The 17499-nt window shown below is 53.6% G+C and carries 16 protein-coding genes; 2 read left to right on the top strand and 14 right to left on the bottom strand.

What is annotated here, in order from left to right:
* Positions 1-25 precede the first annotated feature (25 nt).
* From LC093_RS02040 to LC093_RS02050, 3 genes are all read right to left on the bottom strand, one after another.
* The gene (locus LC093_RS02040; RefSeq protein WP_226661485.1) at positions 26-1924 is read right to left on the bottom strand and encodes a hypothetical protein; all 1899 of its coding nucleotides are present in this window, start codon (positions 1922-1924) and stop codon (positions 26-28) included.
* Positions 1925-2231: 307 nt separating this feature from the next.
* On the bottom strand, positions 2232-2747 hold the full coding sequence (locus LC093_RS02045; RefSeq protein ID WP_226661487.1) for an acyl-CoA thioesterase: 516 nt from the start codon (positions 2745-2747) through the stop codon (positions 2232-2234).
* Between the two features lie 56 nt (positions 2748-2803).
* Positions 2804-3874: a DNA-binding protein gene (locus tag LC093_RS02050; protein ID WP_226661488.1), complete on the bottom strand. Its 1071-nt coding sequence runs from the start codon at positions 3872-3874 to the stop codon at positions 2804-2806.
* Positions 3875-4082: 208 nt separating this feature from the next.
* On the opposite strand from LC093_RS02050, the gene LC093_RS02055 reads away from it, so the two are divergent.
* The gene (locus LC093_RS02055; protein ID WP_226661490.1) at positions 4083-5087 is read left to right on the top strand and encodes a site-specific integrase; all 1005 of its coding nucleotides are present in this window, start codon (positions 4083-4085) and stop codon (positions 5085-5087) included.
* Positions 5088-5613: 526 nt separating this feature from the next.
* A complete protein-coding gene (locus LC093_RS02060; RefSeq protein WP_226661491.1) occupies positions 5614-7404 on the top strand; it encodes an MAC/perforin domain-containing protein in 1791 nt (596 codons plus the stop codon).
* Between the two features lie 109 nt (positions 7405-7513).
* On the opposite strand, the gene hypE is transcribed toward LC093_RS02060, so the two are convergent.
* From hypE to LC093_RS02115, 11 genes are read right to left on the bottom strand one after another with little or no spacing between them, the layout of a single operon-like run.
* Positions 7514-8551 (bottom strand): hydrogenase expression/formation protein HypE, encoded by a 1038-nt coding sequence (gene hypE / locus LC093_RS02065; RefSeq protein WP_226661494.1) that lies wholly within the window; start codon positions 8549-8551, stop codon positions 7514-7516.
* On the bottom strand, positions 8541-9644 hold the full coding sequence (hypD, locus tag LC093_RS02070) for a hydrogenase formation protein HypD (protein WP_226661496.1): 1104 nt from the start codon (positions 9642-9644) through the stop codon (positions 8541-8543). Before hypD ends, hypE begins: the two co-directional genes overlap by 11 nt.
* On the bottom strand, positions 9641-9904 hold the full coding sequence (locus LC093_RS02075; RefSeq protein ID WP_226661498.1) for a HypC/HybG/HupF family hydrogenase formation chaperone: 264 nt from the start codon (positions 9902-9904) through the stop codon (positions 9641-9643). The genes hypD and LC093_RS02075 overlap by 4 nt, the downstream gene beginning before the upstream one ends.
* Positions 9895-12222 (bottom strand): carbamoyltransferase HypF, encoded by a 2328-nt coding sequence (gene hypF / locus LC093_RS02080; protein ID WP_226661500.1) that lies wholly within the window; start codon positions 12220-12222, stop codon positions 9895-9897. The genes LC093_RS02075 and hypF overlap by 10 nt, the downstream gene beginning before the upstream one ends.
* On the bottom strand, positions 12212-12484 hold the full coding sequence (locus LC093_RS02085; protein ID WP_226661502.1) for a hydrogenase/urease maturation nickel metallochaperone HypA: 273 nt from the start codon (positions 12482-12484) through the stop codon (positions 12212-12214). Before LC093_RS02085 ends, hypF begins: the two co-directional genes overlap by 11 nt.
* Positions 12447-12947, bottom strand: coding sequence for a hydrogenase maturation protease (locus LC093_RS02090; protein ID WP_226661504.1), 501 nt, complete (start codon positions 12945-12947; stop codon positions 12447-12449). The genes LC093_RS02085 and LC093_RS02090 overlap by 38 nt, the downstream gene beginning before the upstream one ends.
* A complete protein-coding gene (locus LC093_RS02095) occupies positions 12944-14263 on the bottom strand; it encodes a Ni/Fe hydrogenase subunit alpha (protein ID WP_226661506.1) in 1320 nt (439 codons plus the stop codon). Before LC093_RS02095 ends, LC093_RS02090 begins: the two co-directional genes overlap by 4 nt.
* Positions 14250-15071: an oxidoreductase gene (locus LC093_RS02100; protein ID WP_226661507.1), complete on the bottom strand. Its 822-nt coding sequence runs from the start codon at positions 15069-15071 to the stop codon at positions 14250-14252. Before LC093_RS02100 ends, LC093_RS02095 begins: the two co-directional genes overlap by 14 nt.
* Complete coding sequence (locus tag LC093_RS02105) at positions 15047-15856, bottom strand: FAD/NAD(P)-binding protein (protein ID WP_226661509.1); 810 nt, start codon at positions 15854-15856, stop codon at positions 15047-15049. Before LC093_RS02105 ends, LC093_RS02100 begins: the two co-directional genes overlap by 25 nt.
* On the bottom strand, positions 15853-16335 hold the full coding sequence (locus LC093_RS02110; protein ID WP_226661510.1) for a cyclic nucleotide-binding domain-containing protein: 483 nt from the start codon (positions 16333-16335) through the stop codon (positions 15853-15855). Before LC093_RS02110 ends, LC093_RS02105 begins: the two co-directional genes overlap by 4 nt.
* Positions 16332-17453, bottom strand: a complete 1122-nt coding sequence (locus LC093_RS02115) for a 4Fe-4S dicluster domain-containing protein (protein ID WP_226661512.1) — start codon at positions 17451-17453, stop codon at positions 16332-16334. The genes LC093_RS02110 and LC093_RS02115 overlap by 4 nt, the downstream gene beginning before the upstream one ends.
* Positions 17454-17499: the final 46 nt, after the last annotated feature.

Below are 17499 nucleotides of genomic sequence, written 5' to 3' on the forward strand. Positions count from 1 at the left end.
CCACTTGGAATCGGGGTGTGAAACATCAACTTTCTGCGAGCGTTTCGAGTTCGGCACGACAATCCGCAACGATACCGCTGACACTGCTTTGGAGCTTCTGAACAGGCATTTGCTGGCGCTGCCACTGGCTGATTTGGGCGTCAATGCTAGCCATACGTTGGCGGGCCTGCTGGGACTGCTTTTCACTGCTCTGGCGATCACGTTGCTGCCAATCTGCCAGGGTTTTATCCAGCACCGATTGCCATTGCTTTTTAGTGCGATCCAAAAAATCAGCGATATGAGACTGCTTCTCCCTGACCAACTCTGCGAGGATACGACGGCTGTTGCTCAGGACTTCTTCCCGTACTCGTGTAACCTCTTTTTCGAGGCGTTCCTGATCTTCACGTTTCCAACCGTAGTAGCTGAAGATAAACGCACCGATAAACACCATGAACACCACGATACCGAGTAGTGGCGCCTCGCGCAGATTTCCCAGCCCCATCATTGATAAAAGTGATACCCCCATTACAATCACGAAAGCCGCACGACGCGCTTCGCTGAGTCGCTGAAAAAAGCCCCGTTTGGGCATCTCGCCCTGGTAACGCATTTCCAGATTGACCGCTCTGGTGAGGTCATCAATCAAGCGGCTCTTGTCCAGCTGTTCCATGCTCAGCGATGGTTCAACGCCAGTCTGACTTTTGAATTCGTTGGTCAATGAACGATGGAGAGTGTCGAGGGAATTATCTAACGTCTCTGCATCGTGCTTCACACCGGATTTCAGTGCATCGCGGAGAAAACGGGTAAGTTCTTGCTGGTAGCGATGACTGAGGGACAATTTGATGGATTTGTAGCCATTTTCCATGGCCAGATCGTCGATTTTCAGGGAGTCTACAAATTGCTTTAGTTGCTGCCCGCTGTTACCGGTGCCGGTATCACTACGGCGGGCCTTTTCTTGAAGCTTTTTGTTGATGTCGGCGATCCCATCGCCAAGATGGCTCCGCAACTGGCTACCGAACCCCATGTCAGGGCCGCTTGCGGTACTCGACTGACTCTTTCTGGCTTCCCGCTTTTTTCGGTTCTCAAGCTGGCGGATTTCCTGAGTGAGGCGCTCATTGACCGCTTCTACCGCAGTTTCCGCCTTTCGACTGAGTAAAAGGAGCTGCAATGCCTGGCGAAGTGTATTTTCCGGGCTCGTCAGGAATTCCGGCAGCGCCGCTTCCACATGGGTAGTAATCAGTTTCGGTGGAAGATTGATCTGCGGGTGTTTTACCTGCTGCCACCAGCCGTTCTCCGGGATGCTGACCTCCTCTGCCAGTTCGTCGATCGGCAATAGTGGCCAGAACCCTTCCATTTCCATCATCAGGTCATTGATGGTCGTTCTTTCCTGCTCAGAAAGTGCGTAATGCGGGTGTCCGGCAACCATCAGGACATTGGTCTCCCGCAGAATGCGCGTCAGCAACGCAGGGGATTCCTCAATAAAATTTATACTGTCGGGCAGCAGTAAGTTGAGATTCTTGACTGCATTGACCCGCTCAGTGGTCAACTTGAGGCCTTGGGATGTCTGCAGCTGTAACGCCGTATTGCCACTGACTTCCTGCACCAGATCTTCCCAGGATTCAAACTCCCTCCGCAGCCCACTGCTGTTTTCAAACGCGTAGCCCTTATCTTTTAACTGGATTTCCAGCAAGCCGATCTGGCCCGAGAGCTGCAATGAAAAAACGGCAAACTGATGCCCATAAAGCCATTTCAACACAGTCTCGCGGCTGGCCTTATCAAGACACAGTAAGGTTACTGAGAATGGCTTTCGCTCCAGGGTGTGAATCAGGTGGCCAAAATGATCGGAGAGCGGCATCTGCGCCTGCCCCTGTTCCAGTGAGGCCGCAAGATTACGGGCATCAGCAACGGTTCGACGAAAGTGGCTCTCTATCTGAGGGGTGCGGGACATGGCGGCGTCTCGTATTCTGCCCGGTCAACGGCCGGTGCTAATTCTCGTTAATTACTAATAAGAAGGACGAACCGCCACTTTATACACGAACATTGTCGTAATGTGATACAAATCACGTGAAAGCCCGCCAGCAAGGATATTTTTCGTACAAATAAAAAGAGCTGACGAGCACTAATTCAGGTTAGACAGGTCTTTTCTCAGGGAGTATTCACCTTTAAATGCCACACCCGCCTATTCGCCAACTGCGGACCGGCACACAACCGTACTCGCATCGCACCTGTTGCGGCGCTATGTAAATACCCCCTGATCATTGTTCAGTCACCTCAAACATGGCGCTGCGCACTTTCTCCTTAATCGCGTTATGTGCCGCTTCCTGCTCATGCAGCAGCTTTCTGCGAAGAGCCGCGGCTTCGAAACGCTGCTTTTCGATCACTGTCAGGGGTTCCAGTGGGCGCACCTTTGTCGGCTTCCCCTGATCATCCAGGGCTACCATAGTGAAGTAACAACTGTTGGTGTGCCGGGCAATGCGAGTATGTATGTCTTCCGTGACAACCTTGATACCCACCTCAAGGGAGGTATTACCGGTGTAGTTCACCGAAGCCAGAAACGTGACTAGCTCGCCCACATTTATGGATTGCCGAAATATCACGCGGTCTACCGATAGCGTTACCACATAACACCCCGCATATCGGCTCGCACAGGCGTAGGCAACTTTATCCAGATAGGATAAGAGTTCGCCACCATGGACCTTCCCGGTGAAGTTAGCCATATCCGGGGTCATCAACACGCTCATACTGAGTTGGTGATCGCGATAGTCATCCATAATGTGGTCCTTATTATTGTGGGTGTGACGAAAATTCTTTTGACCAGTACGTAAGGCTATGCAATTTCTGTACGGGCCAGCGACCGTTCGAGCTGATTGAGGCGCCCCTGAAGCTGGGCCCTGTCTTGCAGTATTTGTCGGTTTTCTTCATTCGCCGTCGAAAACCTGGCCGCAAGAGCATTCTGTTCATTCTCTAGCCTCACATAGGCAGCTCGCTGCAATTCAACCTCTCTCTGCCGGGCAGCATTGTCGCTCGCAAGGCTCGCAAGCCGCTCCTGCATCCCGCTGATAGCGGTGTCCTTATCAGTTAACTGCTCTTGCTGTATTGCGACTTTTTGGCTCAGGGATTGTATTTCAGCCTCTTTGTGCGAAATCGAATACTCCGCCTGCTGGCGGGCCGACTCAAGCCCTGCGTTCCGGGCCTGTAATTCTTCAATTAACTTCTCGCGCTCTGCAAGACGCTGATTGAGTACCCTATTCTGTTCCGTCTGACTGGAAACCTGGGCCGCCAGCTGCATATTGGCCTGTCGGAACTGGTCGCGCTCCTGCTGACGGTCATCTGCGGTGCGCTGCTGGAAAAATTCGAAATGCTCACGGACATCCCGGTTTTCCTGCTTCAATTCTTCCAGTGCCGACTTGAGCTCAATGATTCGGTTCGCCGCCTCATCGCGCTGAAACTCACACTTTGCAAGATGTGCCACTGAATCGGCGAAGTTCTTCTCAAGCGCCACCGTCTCGCTCCTGGAAACCTGCAACTTTTGCTCCAAATCGTCCAGATTTGCATTGCGCTCGGCCAGTACCGCGCGCAACTGAGCTTGCTCTTCTCGCAAAACATCTACAGCCGCAGCTGCCTCACTTTGCGCTTGCGTCACCTTACGCTCTGCATCCTCCTGCACACGGTCGTGCAGTGCCTTCAGAGCATCCAACAAGTCTTTTGGCAATCCATGCGTATCCGTTTGTACGTCACCGGCTTCGGTGCGCCACCGTTTCAGCAAGGGCGCAATCGTACTTTTACTCCCGGTACCTAACTCAGCCCTTACCCGGTCAACCGTGGGTTCTTCCCCGCGCTCCTTAATGGTTGTTGCTGCCTGGGCAATATCGAAATATCCAACTCCTGAGCGTGCCATTTTGGCTCCTTGAACTTATTGGTCTCGCAACGATTTCATACCATAATACGTGTTACGTTATATAACATAATATTTGATCAATAAATCACTTATTGAGCTCAGAGCTGTAACCTACGATAATCAAACTTATCGCAGGTTAGATTTTCACAAAAATACCTTCTGGGTTTCACAGTACAGTTCGCACCCCAGTCCCGAAGACACGCTAATAATGAAAACAAAGCCCTACCATCCCGCACCCACTACCGCCTCGACACCAACCTCTTATGGCAGCGGGGAACTGCAACCTCGCGAAAAGGTTCAGGAATACCTGAATGCCGCAACGTCGGAAAGCACCCGCAAGGCATACCGCTCTGCAATCCGGCAGTTCGAAAAATGGGGAGGACGCCTGCCCACAGATAGCCAGACGCTGATGCACTATCTGCTGGGGCGTGCAGAAGCCGTAAACCCTCGCACACTGGAACTGCACCTGACTGCCATTGGGCAATGGCACAACTATCAGGGCATCGCTAACCCGGTACTTGATCCCCTGATACATAAAACCATGCAGGGCATTCGCCGGGTACACGCAAAACCAAAGCAGAAAGCCAAAGCGTTGCGCCTCGAACATATCGCCACCATGACGAACACGCTGCGTACCCGGCCAGACAGCCTAAAAAAGCTGCGAGACCTTGCTCTCGTGCTGGTCGGATTCTTTGGCGCTTTCCGGCGCAGCGAGCTGGTAGCGATACAGGTGGAAGATCTGGTCTGGGAAGAAGAAGGGCTTGTCATCCGAATTCCACGCTCAAAAACCGATCAGAGTGGAGAGGGCCTGGTTCGCGCCCTTCCCTTCGGGAATCCTTCCGTATGCCCGGCTAGCGCATTGAAAACCTGGTTGACCCACACAGGAATAACAAATGGTCCGGTATTCCTCGCCGTCAATCGCTGGGACCAGATACAGCAGCGCCCACTGAACCCTGCTTCGATCAATGACCTGCTCAAGAAGCTGGGCACCGAGTGCAACTTCGATTTTGTCGACACGCTAAGCAGCCATAGCTTCCGCCGGGGGCTTTCAACCTCTGCTGCACGTGAGAATGTAGACTTCGAATTGATCAAAAAACAGGGGGGCTGGAAGAGTGACGCCACCGTTTGGGAATATATTGACGAAGGAAAGCGACTCACTGATAACGCTACCGTATCGCTGATGGAGAAAATGGCAGAACTTGCAAAATCCTGAACACGATTTATCCACTCCAAAGGCTCATCCCGGCTTGCATTTGCCAGCCACCCCGAAATTGAAGTGCTGTCTTTCCGCGAAGCGGTATGCTGTTTTGTCGTAGCTCCAATGTGTGCATTACCAGAATTCCTGTACCGCTAGATGTCGAAAATACGATAGCAGCAACGAAGAACATTTTGGTGCTGACACCGAGAAAGGCAACAAATTAAACCTGAAACTGCGGAACCTCCGTACTCAGAGATAACAAGAAAAAAAGCAGATAAAGAACCATGCCTAATTGCTAATTTATTTAAAATCGCCTAAGACCATCCAACCTTTCCACCCAGGACCCACCCTCCGGACAAACTGATCAACAAAGAAACACTTAGTCCATTTTTCGAAACCCCCTCCTGCTTTGAGTCGAAAAAAATTAGACGCGAATATGGTGCTTTTCAGTCCTGGACAAAAATAGAACTCTGCTAGATTTTGAAAGGGTTACCTGTTGCGTAATCCAGATGCATTTTTCAAAGCTAAAGGAGTTGCACGAATGAAAGATCAAGATCCCCCCAAAGAAGTCACATTGACACAGTTTGTCGGCAGCGTAACAAGCAAACTCAAAAATGTAAGCTATCTTGGTCGACTCTTCGATATTACGAAAATAAACCCACTCGACCTCGAAGAATCCGCGAAACTGCTAACCGCCCTCCAATTCAAGACCACAGACTTCGAATCAATTGCGGATGGTAGCCGCCTCCTCCCAAAGGGTGTTGGGTATCGACCGGAAACCGGAGGAGATCAGGTCAGTGAGTCACAGATGATCTTCGAGTCTTCGACCCTGGAGAAAAAATTCACCCAACATGTGAAGGTAAACGCTGGTCTTGAAGGCGTTGTGAGCGCTAGTGCCTCCGTCATGTTCAACTCGTTTGCGCGCACCAATCGTGGACGCCGGGCGATGTTCACCTGGATGTCTGCGGAGGTAGAAGCGCCTGCAATACGCTTACTGGGTGCCGATGATGGCTATACAGATGGGCATAATCTCTCGCCGGAATTTACCAATGCGGTAATTGCGCTTAAGGTAGATGGGGGTGAAACTGAATACGATAACTTCGTGCAAAAATTTGGTACACACTTTGCCACTGAGGTTACTTTTGGCGGCATGGCCTACCAGACAATTCGAATCGACTCCGAAACTTATGAATCGCTGATCGAAGAAAATATTGATATCAGTACCGAAGCCGAAGCGACGTTCAAACAATTTTCCGGCGGTGCTTCTTATTCTGAAAGCAATAAAAAATCCAAAGAATTCAAAAGGCAAACCGAAACAACGCAGGAACAGCTACGCTTCAGAGGGGGCGTGCCAAACTCGGACATCAACGCCTGGATGGCTTCTGTACCGGGAAACCCAGCGCCAATTCGAGTATCTCTTGAGCAGCTTGACAAGCTATTTACCAAAGAATATTTCCCTGAAAAGGACATTGAGGAAAAGGGAAAACTACTGGCCCGAGCCATTGAAAAGCATATTAAATCAGGAAGCGTCGGCAATCCAAACAACATATTTGTAATCGACAATGACAACAAACTCGCTGTATACAGCTACGAGGGCGCAAATGGCGTGGGGAAATGGATTTCCAAGAAGCACCCTCTCGTAACGCTGCAAAAGGATGAAAATATAGACTTTGCGTTCTCTGCCGGAAACAACCTCATATTCACCCTGGATAATAAAAACACACTTAAGCGTTACGAATTTTCCGGTGCAGGCGAGCATATGACCCTTAAGCCGGGATCCGGAAATATCGTGAGCCATAACTTTTCTGCGAACCATGACGATATAAAAGCGATCACCGCAAGTAGCGATGGCATGATATTCGAGATAAAGAAACCAAATAATGGCTCCGCAGCGATTTTCTGGTATCAATGTATAAGCGAATCCGGTGCTGTTGGCTGGCAAATCGGATCCGGAAGCAAACTACACAAGGTTCCGTATAAGAATGCATTTTGCGTTGGCGACCATAAACTTTACTTCTATGACCCAACACCGGACGGCGAAAACGTGGCCCGAAATCAGTATCTCGGATCATCCGGGGAAAACATATGGGTAAAAAACAATAACCCGATAGTACTAAATAAAACACCCTGGAAAGGGCTCTTGCAAGAAAAGCTGCATACGCTGATCGGAAGAGCAGACGGAATCTTTTTTGCAGTAGATGAGGGGGGAAGCATCTATTGGTTTAAGGACAACGGCTTTGATATAAAGTCGGATAAATTTGTGGCTGCACCGGGATCAGGTACACGGCTCGATAGCACGGTTGATTTGGAGAAGGTTAAATTTATATTTTAACCCTGAGCGGCTAAGAGCCCCTAAAATATCGCTGACCGATACAGGCCGCCACGTGCGGCCGATATCGAGAATACCATTGAAATATCCGCATATTCGCTATCGTAGCAAGTTAGCAGATTCGCGGCAGCTGCTCCCCCGGGAGAAAGTCCAGTACTCGCTCACAGCCAAGCATATTCTGCAGAATCAGGCTGGAGTGGCCCGACACCCCTACCCGACCAATGGCACAGGCACCAGCGGAAACGGTATGACGCTTGAGAATGGCCAAAGCCTGCGCTTCCTGCTCCACAGGCACTACAGCTATGAAACGTCCTTCATTGGCGACATACAGGGGATCAATGCCCAGTAGCTCACACGCGCCCTGTACCGCCTCTCCGACGGGAATTTCAGGTTCTTGCAGGGTCATTTGCCGACCGCTGGCTGTTGCCAGTTCAATAAGTGCCGTCGCCAATCCACCACGGGTCAGGTCACGCAGGCAGTGCACAGAAATACCGGCGGCAAGTAAATCCAGAACTGGCTCGTGTAGTGGAGCACAATCACTCTGTAGCGGGCTATCAAACTCCAGTCCTTCCCGTTTCGCCATGACCGCCATGCCGTGACGACCAATATCTCCGGAGAGCAGTATTACATCACCCGTTTCAATACACTCGGGGGCAATATGTTCCTTGCATGCTACCCTGCCAACCCCCGCCGTATTGATATAGAGGCCATCGCCCTTTCCCCGCTCTACCACCTTGGTATCACCGGTTACCAGTTGCACACCCACTTCAGCAGCGGCACACCCCATAGATGCCATAATCCGATCCAGCGCGCGCAGCGGCAGTCCCTCTTCCAGAATCAGGCTGCAACTCAGGTACAGCGGACGAGCGCCACTCATGGCGAGGTCATTTACCGTTCCGTAGACTGCGAGCTCCCCGATATTGCCACCAGGAAAGAACAGGGGCGAGACGACAAATGAATCCGTGGTGAAAGCCAGTTTTCCGCCATCCAGAGGCAGAATCGCACTGTCATGGGGCCGTTCGAGCCAGGGGTTTTTAAAATGGGGGTAAATATACTTGTGCAACAATCGCTGACTGAGTTCACCACCGCTGCCATGAGCGAGACAAATACGATCCGCTGTCTCCACGGGAGCCGGGCATTCAATATTCATTCGAGGTCACCGGTTTACTGTAACGGTAATAGGCCGCACAGGGCCCTTCCGTAGACACCATCGGCGCACCCAAAGGATGTTGTGGCCGGCAACGGGTGCCAAAATGCGGGCACTGTGCCGGCTTTTTCTGGCCGCGCATGATGTCGCCGCTAATGCAGCCACTGCTATCGACGGGCCTTTTCGATGGCAGCCCGAACTTTTGCCCCGCATTCAGGTGCATGTACTCTGTCCGCAGCCGCAATCCGCTATTCTCAATTTGCCCAACGCCACGCCATGTTTGCGGCGAAATTTCAAAAACGCGCTCCAGTATTTCCTGAGCCTTGCGGTTGCCGTCACGTACTACGGCGCGGACATATTGGTTTTCCACCACATGGTGACCCAGCTCCAATTGTTTCACGCACATCATCACGCCCTCCAGAATATCCAGCGGCTCAAATCCGGTAACGACGATGGGTACCCCATATTGCTCGGCCAATGGCAGGTATTGCTCGTACCCGGTGATTGCACACACATGTCCTGCCGCCAGGTATGCCTGTATACGGGAGTCCGCACTGGCGCTGATCGAGGCAATTGCCGGTGGTACCAGAAACTGGGACACCAGCAGGGAAAAATTTTGCAGTTGCTTGTGTTGTGCCTGGAAGGCAGCCATTGCATTGGCCGGTGCCGTTGTTTCAAATCCGATCGCGAAAAAGACCACTTCTTTATCAGGATGCTGTTCCGCCAACCCTACCGCCTGAAGCGGTGAATATACGGTACGCACGTCACCGCCGGCGGCCCTGACCGCAAGCAGGGTCTGCCGGCTACCTGGCACCCGGAGCATGTCGCCAAAGGAGCAAAAAATAACATCGGCACGCGCCGCTATCATCATCGCTTGGTCCAGGATTTCGAGGGAAGTAACACAAACCGGGCAGCCTGGACCGTGTACCAGTTCAACCTGCTTTGGCAAGAATGCCTGCAGACCATACTTTACGATGGCGTGGGTCTGGCCGCCGCACACCTCCATGATCGTCCAGGGCCGGGTAGTGATCCGGGCTATCTCCGCTGAAATGGCTTCGATGCTTTCCCGCTGCCTGTATTCTTTCAGATACTTCATCCGCTATCCCTGCCGATTCCCCCACGCCCTGAAATCTCGCCAATTTCTGCGAGATACTGGAAAATCCGCTGCGCTTCCTGCTCGCACACCCGGCAGATAGCGAAACCCACATGCACGATCACGTAGTCCCCCACTGTAGCTTCGGGGACAAAGGTGATATTGATCTCCTTATTGATGCCACCAAAACTCACCCGTGCACTACGCTCCAGTGGTTCTTCACAGAGGATAACTTCGACGCGCCCAGGGATTGCTAAACACACAGGGCACCACCCTTGCCATTGATCAACCCGCAAGCCGCCATAGCACGGGCATAGTACATCTGGCCCAGCGCGAGCCCCCCGTCGTTGGCTGGTACCTGGCTATGGCTGTGCGGACGAAATCCCTGAGTCCGCAACAAACCAGCGGTTTTTTCCAGCAAATTTTTGTTTTGGAAGACTCCCCCGGACAAAAACACATCGCGCTCACCAATGGTCTCGGCGATAGAGAGGACCATGTTCGCAAGGGTATTGTGAAAAATCGCTGCCCGGACTTCGGCCTTCACACCGCGCTGTATATCCTCCAATACCGCAGAGAGCATAGGGGCCCAGTCGAGGATCCGGTGCCCGTCGTCCTGTTCTATTTTGAATGGGTAGCAATGGTCGGTAGTTGCCTTTTCCGCGGCGAACTCTACCGCCATCGCCGCCTGACCCTCGAAACTGGTCGCACCAGCCAAACCGCACAGTGCGGCAAAACCATCGAACAGACGTCCCACGCTTGAGCAGCGCGGAGAATTTATGTCTTGCGTAAGCATTTTTTTAAGGTTTGGCAACTCACTGCGCTTGAATAGCTGTAATAGCGGGGCTTTACTGAAAGCAGCTTCGCCCAGTGCCTCATACAGTATCCCCGCAAGTGCGCGGCGGGGTTCACGAATAGCCAGTTCACCGCCAGGTAACGGAAAACTTCGTATACTGGCCCTGCGATTCACCTCTACGCGGCCGTCCCATTGCAGAAATTCGCTGCCGCGCAGCGTGCCATCTTCGCCGTAACCACTGCCATCCCAGCATACGCCAAGCGCGGAAAATCCGTGCCCATGCTCGGCCATACACGCAAAGAAGTGTGCAACATGGTGCTGCACTGCCAGCGACATCTGCCCCGACGCCTCAGCCCAGCGTCGAGATGAATAGCCGGGATGCGGGTCGTAAACGACGCTCAATGAACTCAGGCCATGGAACTTTGTGAGGTCTTCAATAGTAGATTGGAAATTCGCCATCACTCGCGGATTCTGCAAATCCCCCAGGTACTGACTCAGGTGTACTGTTCGGCCGCGGCACACCGCTACTGTATTTTTCAGATCGGCACCCAGTGCCAACAGATCACCGTTGTTGACAATCCCCTCCGGCAGCTGGAGCGGACGAGGGGCATAGCCCCGGGCGCGACGGAGTATCGCAGGCTTTCCGTCCATTACCCGAACAACCGAGTCATCCAATGGCCGTAAAATCGGACGGTCGTGTACAAGAAAAAGGTCTGCAATATCACCAAGCCGCTGTATCGCATCCTCATCGCGGGTGCAGATCGGCTCCCCCCCGCGGTTGCCACTCGTTGCAACCAGTGGACTTTCCAGAGCCTGGGACAATAGATGGTGCAGAGGTGAGCACGGCAACATTACACCAATATTCGGATTTCCGGGGGCAACTTCGCGAGCCACGTGCATACTTGCCTGCGGCCTGCCCTTAAGGATGACAATCGGCCGCTCCGGGGCACTGAGCAGTTGCTGCTCCGGCTCAGAAAGGAAGCAGTCCTGGACCACACTGGTAATGTCCGGATATATCAGCGCAAAAGGCTTGTGTGGACGCTGTTTACGCGCTCTCAACAGGCTGACAGACTCCGCGTTGGACGCATCCACCATCAACTGAAAGCCACCGATACTTTTCAGCGCCAGGATGCTTCCCCGCCGAATCGCCTCTGCGGCCTTTTGCAGGGCATCTTCTCCACGGGCAACGATTGTTCCATCCGAACGGCACAGGGCTAGCTGAGGGCCACATTCCTGACAGGCGGTGGGCTCGGCATGAAAGCGCCTGTCGACGGGATTCCCGTATTCCCGCTGGCAGGGATCGCACAAAGCAAAATGTTTCATTGCAGTGTGTGCACGATCATACGGCAAGCGTTCCACGATGCTGAAGCGGGGACCGCATTGCGTACAGTTGATAAACGGGTAACGGTAGCGGCGTGCGGCAGGATCGGAAAGTTCCTGTAAACAGGCTTCGCAGGGGGCAATGTCCGGCAATATGAGTGCAGTTGGAACTGCGCCTGTTGCACTTTCCCGGATGCTGAACCCGGATTCTGAACATATCGGAATCTGCGAGCTGGTGAGACTGTGAATATCGGCCCGTTCAGGCAAGTCCAGCGGCAACTGCCGGATGAACGCCTGCACGAGCTGTAGATCCCCCTGCACTTCGACGCAGACACCGCCCGGGTCGTTGGAGACCCAGCCATCAAGCTCACAAGCTTGAGCCAGGCGATAGACAAATGGCCGGAAACCTACGCCCTGTACTACGCCGGTAATATTCAGGCGGTGGCGTTCAATCACCTCAGCGCTCATCGCAGCCCTCAAACTCCAGGCTGTCCAGAACAATGTCCTGGGCCTCCGCGTGGTTGATATCATGCAGCTCTTCTATTTTGAGCTGCAGGCCTTCGAGCGCCGTACCATTCGTCTCCCGCTCAAAATGCTCTCGCAGGTGATCGGCGGATATATGGGCCAGTGCGCCCAAACGCAGCGTGGCCCCGACGAGCGTACCGCGCTCACTCGCCGCCAGGCGGTGAATTTTATCTACCAGGTTTTGGATCAGGGATTGCTCGTGCATTGTTGGCCTCCTGCCTATTCAATAATTCAACAATTTCCTGTTCAACGGTTGTCGCAGCGGCCTTCACGGCCGGGGACAAGCCCGCGCTGATGGCAAAGTTCTCGCCACAGATGGCGTAGATTGCCAAATGATGTGGCAGCGCATCGAGCGTCTTCCCGAGCTCGATCGCCTCCACCAGACTCAAGCCATGGCTGGATGTGGTGCTGAGGTTTTGCGGTAGGTCTTCACTCAGCCCATCGATCCGCACGATGTCGCCTACCCTTCCCCCCTGGTCCATCACTGCATCCACCAGACACACGCAACGCTGTTTCCAGTCATCCAGTAGTTGACCGATATCACCGCCGTTTTCTATACATTCGGCCATATGACCGACCTGATCGCGCAGTCGATTCAGAATATAAGGGCCTACGCTATCGTCGCCGCGGAAGCGGTTCCCCAGGCTTATCACCACCCACTTGTTCATGGCTGACTCCTCTCACTGTGCCTCAGGTCCAGGCGCAGGAAATGGGTCGAGCAGGAAATACATGGGTCGTAATTGCGTATGGCCTGCTCGCATTGGGCCTGCAATTGAGCCTCCGGCAGGTGGAAAAACTTCGGCAGCATCAAGCGCAGGTCATGTTCAATGGTTTTCTGGTTTTGCGAGGTAGGCGCCACTATTTTGGCATCCGTGATTTTCCCTGCGTCGTCAATACTGTAGCGGTGAAACAGCAAGCCGCGCGGAGCTTCCGTTGCGCCATAGCCAGTTGCTGATTTTCGTGCAGTTTCGACGTAGGGCTTCTGCGGCACACGGTAGCTGTCGATAATGCGCAATGCTTCATCAAAGGCAAACAGTACTTCGAGGCAACGCACCACGATGCTCTGGAACGGATTGGCGCAAAATGGCGGGAAGCCGATATCTTCTGCGGTTTCCTTTACCAGGGGTGACAGCTGCGCATAGTTGATATTGTAGCGGGCCATGGGTCCGACAAAATACGCTCCGCGTTCGATAAGCGCGCTGTGTAGTGCACTGCTGTATTCGACCTGTTCTTCGCGAAAGTGCTGGTCATATTCTGACACCGGTATATCCAGCCCACGGGTGGAAACAATACGCCCCTCACTCATCGGGTATTCACAAGGATGACTTAGGGCGACAAACTCATACTGGTGCGACATGTCGCGCTCAAATTTCGGGAATGGCAACGATGCCGCCCAGCGCACCAGGTCCATGGCCATATCGCGACCACGCAACAACGGCTCTCTGAGAGGGTTCAACTCCGCAACAGTGGGCACGCGGTAAAAGCCACCCACCCGCACATTGATTGGATGGACCTCCCTGCCTCCAAGAAGATTCACAATGGCATTGCCGGCTTTCTTGATCTGCAACCCATCCTGCACGATTTTGCCGTGATCTTTAGCCATTGCTACCGCGCTCGGGTAACCGAGAAAATCCGGGGCATGCAACATACAGATATGTAACGAGTGGCTCTCGATCCATTCACCGCAATAGAGTAATCGGCGCAAGGCCCGCAATTCCGGGGTAACAGTAACCCCAAGCGCGTGCTCCATTGCATGCACGGAACTCATCTGGTATGCCACAGGACAGATACCACAGATGCGCGCGGTAATATCCGGTGCCTCCAGGTAGTCGCGCCCACGCATAAAACCTTCGAAAAAACGCGGTGGCTCGAATATTTTTAGTTTTACATCGTGAACGCCGCGATCGTCGTAACGGATATACAAGGCACCCTCGCCTTCGACACGTGCCAGGTAGTCTACCTTTACCGTTTTAGTCCTGGTCATCGCCCCCTTCCTGTCGCCGGCTCGCCACATCAAATATCGGAGCCGCACTATTGAAGTTGCGCAGGTTCTCAATCACCGTAGCCTTTTCTGCACCCAGTTCCTGCTGCCACCAGTGGCATAGGGAATCTGTATTGGGATTTTCCTTGGGCCCGTAACAGGCGTAACACCCGCGGTTGTAGGCCGGGCAGATAGCACCACAACCAGCGTGGGTTACTGGCCCCATACAGGGTGTACCATGGGCAACCCAGACGCAGACATTGCCACGGAGCTTGCACTCGATACACACCGAGTGCGCCGGGATCTGCGGTGGCCGCCGATGGAGAAAGGCACTGATCACTTCAAGTAACTGTCGCTTGTTGATTGGACAACCGTGCAGTTCAAAATCCACCGCAACATGAGCGCTGGCCGGCGTTGAGGTTTTCAAAGTGTCGATATATTCCGGGTGCGCATACACTGCGGCAATGAAGTCATCAACTTCGGCAAAATTGCGTAGTGCCTGAATACCCCCGGAGGTAGCACAAGCTCCTATTGTTACCAGTACACGGGATTGCGCGCGTATCTCACGAATGCGGCGCTCTTCTTCCGGCGTTGTGATCGACCCCTCCACCAACGAAAGATCATATGGCCCCGGCAACTGAACGCTGGACGCCTCCATGAAATTGGCAATTTCCACCTGCTCAGCCAGTTGCAGGAGTTCGTCTTCGCAGTCAAGCAAGCTGAGCTGGCAACCATCACAGGAAGTAAATTTCCAAACCGCGAGTTTTGGCTTTGTCTCCGCAGTCTCTATAGTGCGCGAATGTTGAACCACCGGCTCACACTCCCGTAACAGAATACCGGCCCGTCTTTGCAGATGAAATTGGGCCCCCACTGACAGTGGCCACAGTGACCAGTAGCGCATTTCATGTTCCGCTCCATCGACAGATAGATGGACGATAAAGGGACCCCTTTCTCCTCAAGAACTCGTATGCAAAAGCGCATCATGATTTCGGGCCCGCACAAAAACACCACGGAATTGGCCACGTCAATTTCCACAGCCGCCAGGGGACCGGTTACCACCCCTACCCGCCCTTGCCACCCGGCTACCGCGTGATCAACGGACAGCTCCAACTCCATTTTTTCCCGCCAGGATGACATTTCATTGCGGTACAGCATTTCCTGAGGGCGCCGGGCACCGTAGAAAAGCGTCGCCTTTCTTTGCCCCAATATTCCTTCCATCACGCCGTAAATTACCGGCCTCAACGGCGCCAGACCCAGGCCACCTGCGACAATCAGCAGATCCTTACCGGCGATTTGTTCAAGCGGCCAACCATCACCAAAGGGACCGCGAACACCGATGCTATCCCCCTCACCCAGCCGCGCGAGCGCCAGCGTCACCAGGCCGTGGGTGCGGAATGTATGCACCAGTCCATTCTTATCCGATGGTGATCCACTGATCGAGATTGGCACTTCCCCGGCACCAAACGCGTACAGCATGTTGAACTGGCCCGGCCGGAACCCCGTAGTGTCCGAGCCCAACGGCGGGTTCAGTTGTAGCGTGAAGGTTCCGGCATGCTCCTCATAGCGACGATCAATCCGGAACAGGGTTGGTATCATTGCCCGCTATCCATTGGCGGCCTGCGCTGGCCGTAGATATCCATGAGTTGTATGCGGGTCGCGCGCAGCCGGTCAGTGATGATATGTGCAAAGCGCTTCATCAGTTCGTAGCCGAATTTAGGATCACTCTCACATTTTTCGCGCAGGCATTTTCCGTCCAGGCGGATTGCGTGAACCTCATCCAGAGCATGGGCGTCGAAGGTCCAGAGATGTGGAGGAAACAGCCAGGACCAGCCGAAAATATCGCCGCTGTGTAATGTCTGCAGGCAGAGCGATCCGTAGTTGGGCACATAGCATTCGACGGCCACCTGGCCATCACGGATCAGAAAGAAGTGGTCCGCTGGCGCATTTTCCCTGGCGATATAGTCACCGGCATTGTAGATATGGTTTTCTCCGCAGCCAGCGATAAAGTCGAGATGTTCCGGCTCCATACCCGCAAAAAAAGGGTGCTCGTGCAGTAGTTGCGCCATGCTCTTCATTGTTTTTCCATCTCTCTTATCCGAGTTACTTCCTCGGTGATATCAATCCCTACCGGACACCAGGCGATGCAGCGGCCGCAACCGACACAGCCGGAGGAGCCAAACTGGTCCTGCCAGGTGGCAAGTTTGTGAGTCATCCACTGGCGATAGCGTGAACGTGTGTCGGCGCGTACCGAACCGCCGGTGATATAGCTGAAATCTCCGGTAAAGCATGAGTCCCAGCGCTCCCAGCGCTCGGCATGCTCACCGCTCAGGTCGGTAGAATCCTCCACCGTGGAACAGAAACAGGTCGGACAAGCCATGGTGCAATTGGCACAGGACAGGCAGCGATCCGCCACCAGATCCCACGCAGGACTCTCAAAGTTGCGGTAAAGCAGTGCTTTCATATCGCTGCTATCGAAATTACGCGGCCCCTCGGCCATCTGCTCTGAGGCATGGTCGATTGCTCGATTGCCCAGGGCCACCTGATGCTCGCTCGCGGGCTGAACTGGCAGCTGCTGCAAAATTCGCTCGCCCTGCTCACTACCACCGCTAATCAGAAAGTAGTGTTCGTCGCCTTCAAGGACTTCCGTCATCGCCAGATCACTTGGCAGGGTCACTTGCGGACCGGTATCCATCGACAGACAGAAGCAAGTTGACGCCGCGGAAGTGCAGTTCACTGCGACAGTAAACAGATTCGCACGCCGCTTTGCGTAGCTGTCATTAGCGTACTGGTCACCGATAAACACCCGGTCCTGAATGGCGATCGCGTGCAGCTCACAACTGCGCACGCCGATAAATGCGAGATTGGGCACCGCTTCCTGTATTTCCAGAATCTGAACACCGCTGTCGCTTTTTTGTGCTTGCCACACCGGCCGCCGCGGCAACTGTAAAAACTTTTTCCAGGAGTGTGGCCCGGCGGCATAGCCAAAGTAGGCGCCATCGTCGCGTTTAAGAACACGATACGTTCCTTTTTCCTGCTCGTCGGTCCAGCCATGGGGAAGGTCGGCCGCCGCATGTAACTCGTCGTACACAATGGCCCCGTCACGCAATGTCGGCCCCACCACCTGATGCCCCTGAGATCGGATCGCCTGAATCAACGCATCCAGGTCACGCGCGTCCAGTAGAAAAGTACCCATTGGTTGGCTGTCCCGCCCCGGCGTGCATCCTGCACCTAAATACCTT

Origin of the sequence: Microbulbifer aggregans (assembly GCF_020524005.1) — a bacterium.
In the GTDB taxonomy this organism is placed as follows: domain Bacteria; phylum Pseudomonadota; class Gammaproteobacteria; order Pseudomonadales; family Cellvibrionaceae; genus Microbulbifer; species Microbulbifer aggregans_A.